Source organism: Streptomyces sp. CO7 (assembly GCF_053474865.1).
The window spans coordinates 583,686-589,498 of record NZ_JBRIOU010000003.1 but is presented as its reverse complement, the minus strand read 5'-3'; the positions used below and the strand labels follow the sequence as shown (position 1 = coordinate 589,498).

At 71.5% G+C, this 5,813-nt stretch carries 6 protein-coding genes and 1 pseudogene; 4 read left to right on the top strand and 3 right to left on the bottom strand.

What is annotated here, in order from left to right; all coding sequences use genetic code 11:
- Window positions 1–211 precede the first annotated feature (211 nt).
- The 3 genes from ACOV8S_RS12680 (at window position 212) to ACOV8S_RS12670 (ending at window position 2,301) form a co-directional block, all read left to right on the top strand.
- Window positions 212–997 carry a sporulation protein gene (locus ACOV8S_RS12680; protein WP_448317885.1) on the top strand — a complete coding sequence of 262 codons (786 nt, stop codon included), beginning with the start codon at window positions 212–214 and terminating at the stop codon, window positions 995–997.
- 71 nt (window positions 998–1,068) lie between these two features.
- A complete protein-coding gene (locus tag ACOV8S_RS12675) occupies window positions 1,069–1,608 on the top strand; it encodes a YbhB/YbcL family Raf kinase inhibitor-like protein (protein ID WP_448317884.1) in 540 nt (179 codons plus the stop codon).
- Between the two features lie 180 nt (window positions 1,609–1,788).
- On the top strand, window positions 1,789–2,301 hold the full coding sequence (locus ACOV8S_RS12670; protein WP_448317883.1) for an HNH endonuclease: 513 nt from the start codon (window positions 1,789–1,791) through the stop codon (window positions 2,299–2,301).
- 106 nt (window positions 2,302–2,407) lie between these two features.
- On the opposite strand, the gene ACOV8S_RS12665 is transcribed toward ACOV8S_RS12670, so the two are convergent.
- From ACOV8S_RS12665 to ACOV8S_RS12655, 3 genes and pseudogenes are all read right to left on the bottom strand, one after another.
- Entirely contained in the window at window positions 2,408–3,361 is a 954-nt protein-coding gene (locus ACOV8S_RS12665; RefSeq protein ID WP_351118125.1) for an SPFH domain-containing protein, read from the bottom strand.
- Window positions 3,362–3,564: 203 nt separating this feature from the next.
- Window positions 3,565–3,990 (bottom strand): NfeD family protein, encoded by a 426-nt coding sequence (locus tag ACOV8S_RS12660; RefSeq protein WP_448317881.1) that lies wholly within the window; start codon window positions 3,988–3,990, stop codon window positions 3,565–3,567.
- 378 nt (window positions 3,991–4,368) lie between these two features.
- Window positions 4,369–4,899, bottom strand: a pseudogene (locus tag ACOV8S_RS12655) (ABC transporter ATP-binding protein); the annotation flags it as partial.
- Window positions 4,900–5,055: 156 nt separating this feature from the next.
- On the opposite strand from ACOV8S_RS12655, the gene ACOV8S_RS12650 reads away from it, so the two are divergent.
- A partial coding sequence (locus ACOV8S_RS12650) for a hypothetical protein (protein ID WP_448317880.1) occupies window positions 5,056–5,813 on the top strand: 758 nt, incomplete at its 3' end.

Sequence of the window (5,813 nt, the reverse complement as noted above, 5' to 3'; positions counted from 1 at the left end):
CCCTGACGGTTACTGGTAACGCGTGAGGCCAGGTGAACGGTTCCTGCTCCCGGAACCCACCCGGACCGTTCTGGTCCGGTCCGGGTGGGTTCCGGGAGCAGGAACCGTTCACCTGGCCTCACGCGTTACCAGTAACCGTCAGGGATCGCAGGAACCTGAGGACGACTGAGAGGGCGCGGACCCACGGGGGCGCCTGGAGAGAGGGACACAGATGGGGTTCAAGAAGCTGCTCGCGAGTCTCGGGGCCGGGGGCGCCTCGGTGGAGACCGTGCTGACCGAGGTCAACGTGGTCCCCGGCGGTGTGGTGCAGGGTGAGGTGCGGATCCAGGGCGGGTCGGTCGACCAGCAGATCGAAGGGCTCGCGGTCGGTCTGCAGGCGCAGGTCGAGGTCGAGGGCGGGGACAACCAGGAGCACCGGCAGAACATCGAGTTCCTGAAGGTCCCGCTGGGCGGGGCGTTCCAGCTGCAGGCCGGTGCGGTGCACACGGTGCCGTTCGGCATCGACGTCCCGTGGGAGACGCCGGTCACGATGATCGACGGTTCCGCGCTGCGCGGCATGCACGTGGGCGTGACCACCGAGCTGGCGATCGCGCGGGCGGTCGACTCCTCCGACCTCGACCCGGTGAACGTGCACCCGCTGCCGGCCCAGAAGGCGATCCTGGACGCCTTCGTGCGTCTCGGCTTCCGCTTCAAGAACGCGGACCTGGAGCGCGGGCACATCCGCGGGACCCGGCAGAAGCTGCCGTTCTACCAGGAGATCGAGTTCCTGCCGCCGCAGCAGTACCGCGGGCTGAACCAGGTCGAGATCAGCTTCGTCGCGGACCAGTCCGAGATGGACGTCGTCCTGGAGATGGACAAGAAGCCGGGGCTGTTCAGCGAGGGGAGCGACACCTTCCGCTCCTTCAAGGTGGGGCTGCAGGACTACCAGGGGACCGATTGGGCGGCGTACCTCAACCAGTGGCTGTCCGAGGTCGGCAGCAAGCGCAACTGGTTCTAGGCTCGGACGGGACAAGCGGAACCACGTCCTTCGCGGACGCGGTTCCTGAACCACAGCCAGGAGGTACCGAGGTGAACCGGTCCAGCAGGCCGCCGCTGCCGCACGACTTCCATCCGCAGGTTCCGTCGTTCACGGTGACCAGCGACGACGTGGAGGTGGGCGGCACGCTCGCGGACGCCCAGGTGCACGCGGCGGGCAACACGTCCCCGCACCTGCGCTGGGAGGGTTTCCCGCCCGGGACGAAGAGCTTCGCGGTGACGTGCTTCGACCCGGACGCCCCCACCGGCAGCGGGTTCTGGCACTGGGTGCTGTTCGACATCCCGGGCTCCGTGACGGAGCTGCCGGCCGGCGCGGGCTCGGGCGCGTTCGCGGGTCTGCCCGAGGGCGCGGTGCACGCGCGCAACGACTACGGCACGCGTGACTTCGGCGGGGCCGCGCCGCCGGCCGGGGACGGACCTCACCGGTACGTCTTCACGGTCTACGCCGTGGACCAGGAGAAGCTCGGTCCGGACGCGGACGCCAGTCCGGCGGCGGTCGGATTCAATCTGCGCTTCCACACGCTGGGCCGCGCCCACCTGATCGGCGAGTACGAGGTGCCCGCCGGGAACTGAGTCCGCGTCAGTCCCGCACGGCACGTTTTGCCCGTCCCTGGTCCTGGAATTGATCAGGGGCGGGCTTCTTTTCTGCCGTTGGGGCGGCGGATATTGCGTTGTCCCTCGCGGCACGCCCGGCCAGAGTGGGATTCCGGCTGCCAGGGGGGCGGCCGGCACACGAGAGGTGGGCTGGTTGTTGTGCGGGACACGCTGGTGCTGAACGCGAGCTTCGAGCCGCTGTCGACGGTGACGCTGAACCGCGCCGTGGTGCTGGTGCTCCAGGACAAGGCGGTCGTGGAGCAGGCCCATCCCGATCTTCGGATGCGGGCGGCCGCGGTGGACATACCCGCGCCCCGGGTGATCAGGCTCTGCCGGTACATCCGGGTGCCGTTCCGAAGACAAGCGCCGTGGTCGAGGCGGGGAGTGCTGGTACGGGACAGGCACCGGTGCGCCTACTGCGGCGGGCGTGCCTCCACCGTCGACCACGTGGTGCCGCGGGCGCAGGGCGGCCAGGACTCCTGGCTGAACACCGTCGCCTCCTGCGCGGAGGACAACCACCGCAAGGCGGACCGGACGCCGGAGCAGGCGGGGATGCCGCTGCTGCACGAGCCGTTCGAGCCCACGCCGGCCGACGCGATGCTGCTGGCGATGGGCGGGAACCGCGATCTCGCGGACCTGCCGGAGTGGCTGGCGGTCCGGGCGGCCGCCTGACCCCAGGTGTGAGGGCGCAGGGCCCGCCGCCCCGGCTGGGGGTGGCGGGCCCTGCGTCGTTCGTTCACGCCCTTGCGGCGCTTCCGGCCCCGAGGGCTCGCGGCCGTCAGTCGATGGTGGGCTTCTCGAGGCGGTCGCTGCCGTTGCCCGCGGGCTTGGGCACCGAGCCGGGCGGATTGCCGTTCTGCGGGGCGAAGTTGCCGAAGGCGCCGCCGAGGCCCTTGAGGGCGTCGCCGATCTCGCTGGGAACGATCCAGAGCTTGTTGGCGTCGCCCTGGGCGATCTCCGGGAGCATCTTGAGGTACTGGTAGGCGAGGAGCTTCTGGTCCGCGTCTCCGGCGTGGATGGACTCGAAGACCGTGCGGATCGCCTGGGCCTCGCCCTCCGCGCGCAGGGCGGCGGCCTTGGCCTCACCTTCGGCGCGCAGGATCTGCGACTGCTTCTCGCCTTCGGCGCGCAGGATCTCGGACTGCCGGACGCCCTCGGCCTGGAGGATCGCGGCGCGCTTGTCGCGGTCGGCGCGCATCTGCTTCTCCATCGAGTCCTGGATGGAGGTGGGCGGCTCGATCGCCTTGAGCTCGACGCGGTTGACGCGGATGCCCCACTTGCCGGTGGCCTCGTCGAGGACGCCTCGCAGGGCGGCGTTGATCTCCTCGCGGGAGGTGAGGGTGCGCTCGAGGTCCATGCCGCCGATGATGTTGCGCAGCGTGGTGACGGTGAGCTGTTCGATGGCCTGGATGTAGCTGGCCACCTCGTAGGTCGCGGCGCGGGCGTCGGTGACCTGGTAGTAGATCACCGTGTCGATGTTCACCACCAGGTTGTCCTGGGTGATGACCGGCTGCGGCGGGAAGGGGACGACCTGTTCGCGCAGGTCGATGCGGTTGCGGATGGTGTCGATGAACGGCACCACGATGTTGAGGCCCGCGTTGAGGGTGCGGGTGTAGCGGCCGAAGCGCTCGACGATCGCGGCGCTGGCCTGCGGAATGACCTGGATGGTCTTGATCAGGGCGATGAAGACCAACACCACCAGAATGACCAGGACGATGATGACCGGTTCCATCGTGGCTCCCCGAACCCCTCTCGGCCGCGTCGTGCGCGGCGGATGCCGTGATTGTCGATGATCTTCTGGCTCGAGTCTCCCAGACCCCGGTGACCTTCGGGGCGGGTTCCGGCCACTTGTCCGGGTCCGCGGGCCGGCCGGCCGGGGCGGTCCGCGAACTCCCCCGCTGTGCAGGGCGGTTGGGAGGGGCGCGGGTCCGGTCGTCACATGACGACGGCGGTGGCTCCGTCGATGTCGACGACGTCCACCTCCTCCCCCGTCTCGAAGGTGCGGCCGGGTTCCAGGGCGCGCGCCGACCAGACCTCGCCGGCGAGCTTGACGCGTCCGCCCCGGGAGTCGACACGTTCGAGCACGACGGCCTGGCGGCCGCGCAACGCGTCGATGCCGGTGGAGAGTTGGGGTCGGTCCTTGTTCCGGGCGGCGATGGGGCGCACCACCGCGATCAGGGCCACGGAGACGACCACGAAGGCGCCCACCTGAAGGACGATGCCGCCGCCGAGACTCCAGGTGACCGCCGCGGCGACCGCGCCGACGGCGAGCATCCCGAGTTCGGGCATCGCTGTGATCACCAGGGCGATGCCGAGCACCGCCGCCGCCACCAGCCACCAGACCCACGCGTCGATGTCCACAGGTGCATGGTAGGACCGCGCCCCCGCCGCGGACAGGGCGCGAACGGGGGCGTGGCAAAGGGCCTGTTGGGCGGGCCGGCCGGCGCCCGGGCGGGATGCCCGGGCGAGGGGCTAGGCGAGGGGCAGGCCGTGGGCGGTCCAGCGGTCGCCGATCTGCTCGACGACCAGGGGGAGGCCGAAGCAGTGGGAGAGGTTGCGGGAGGTGAGCTCGAGCTCGATGGGGCCGGCGGTCAGGACCTCGCCCTGGCGGATCATCAGGACGTGGGTGAAGCCGGGGGCGATCTCCTCGACGTGGTGGGTCACCATGATCATGGAGGGGGCGATCGGGTCGCGGGCCAGGCGGCCGAGGCGGCGCACCAGGTCCTCGCGGCCGCCGAGGTCGAGGCCGGCCGCGGGCTCGTCGAGCAGGAGCAGCTCGGGGTCGGTCATCAGGGCGCGGGCGATCAGGGTGCGCTTGCGCTCGCCCTCGGAGAGGGTGCCGAACTTGCGGTCCGTGTAGCCGGTCATGCCGAGGCGGTCGAGGAAGGCGACGGCGCGCTCCTTGTCGACGTCCTCGTACTCCTCCTGCCAGGCGGCGGTCATGCCGTAGGCGGCGGTGAGGACGGTCTGCAGGACCGTCTGGCGCTTGGGGAGCTTCTCCGCCATGCCGATGCCGGCCACGCCGATGCGGGGGCGCAGCTCGAAGACGTCCGTGCCGGGCCGGCCGAGGGTCTCGCCGAGGATCGTGGCGGTTCCCTTGCTCGGGTAAAGGTAGCTGGAGGCGATGTTGAGCAGGGTGGTCTTGCCCGCGCCGTTGGGGCCGAGGATGACCCAGCGCTCGCCCTCCTTGACCGACCAGGAGACCCGGTCCACCAGAGCCCGGCCCTCGCGGACCACGGATACGTCCTCCAGCTCCAGAACATCGCTCATCAGCGCGCTGTCTCCCATTGCGTTCTCGGCCCTCCCCGTGGTGGCGGCGTCGGCCGGTGTGGCTGTCGTGTGCGCCGGCGGGCGCAGCCCTTTCGGAAAAATCTACGCCACCCGGTGTCCTGGGGAATCCAGCGGGACGGTCCTTAGGCTGGGCGCATGCTCACGGAACCACGTGCCGGGCGCCTGGCCGCCTGGGGAAACGCCCTTCTTGCCCATCTTGTCCCGCCTGATGACGCGGTGGCCGCGATTGTCGGGGACGACGCTTTGCACCGGGTGCGCGGGCTGCCCGGGGAGGACGGGGCGGTCGGTCTGTCGCTCGCCCTGGGGCGGCTGCGCGCGCTGGGGGCCACCGGTCTGCGGGTGGCGTTGCCCGCGCCGGGGCATCCGCTGGGGCTGAGCGGGCCGGCGGAGTTCAACGCGGCGGCGCTGGAGGCGGAGGAGGCGGTCGTCTGCCACGGAGTGGCGCTGGGACTGGTGCCGGAGGTGTACGAGGCCGGGCCGGCGGGTGGTGCGGCGGACTCCGAGGACGTGCACGTGGAGGTGGTCTGGCACTGCCTGCCCGTGCGGGAGGCGCCGCCGGCCGACGTGCCCTCGCTCGGCGAGGCGGAGCGGGAGCTGGCGGAGGCGCTGCGGGAGGCGACGGAGGTGATGACGCGGCTGGACGTGGCGGCGTCCGGTCCGGTGGCCGAGGCGGCGCTGGACGCGTACCGGGCGCGGGCGGAGCGGTCGCCCGGGCAGGACGCGCTGGCGCCGGGGTATCCGCCGCGGGCGGCGCGGGTGCTGCGGCTGGCCGAGCGGGTGGGGCTGCTGGTCTCACTGGCGTACGAGAGGGGGCACGGGGGTGCGGTGAGCGCCGGGGAGATGGCGGCGCGGCGGGAGGCGTTGCGGCCGGTGGAGCGGACGGCCCGGCGGGC

Coding starts and splice junctions, on each gene's coding strand:
- ACOV8S_RS12680 (WP_448317885.1), top strand. CDS start 212: ATGGGGTTCAAGAAGCTGCTCGCGAGTCTCGGGGCCGGGGGCGCCTCG.
- ACOV8S_RS12665 (WP_351118125.1), bottom strand. CDS start 3,361: ATGGAACCGGTCATCATCGTCCTGGTCATTCTGGTGGTGTTGGTCTTC.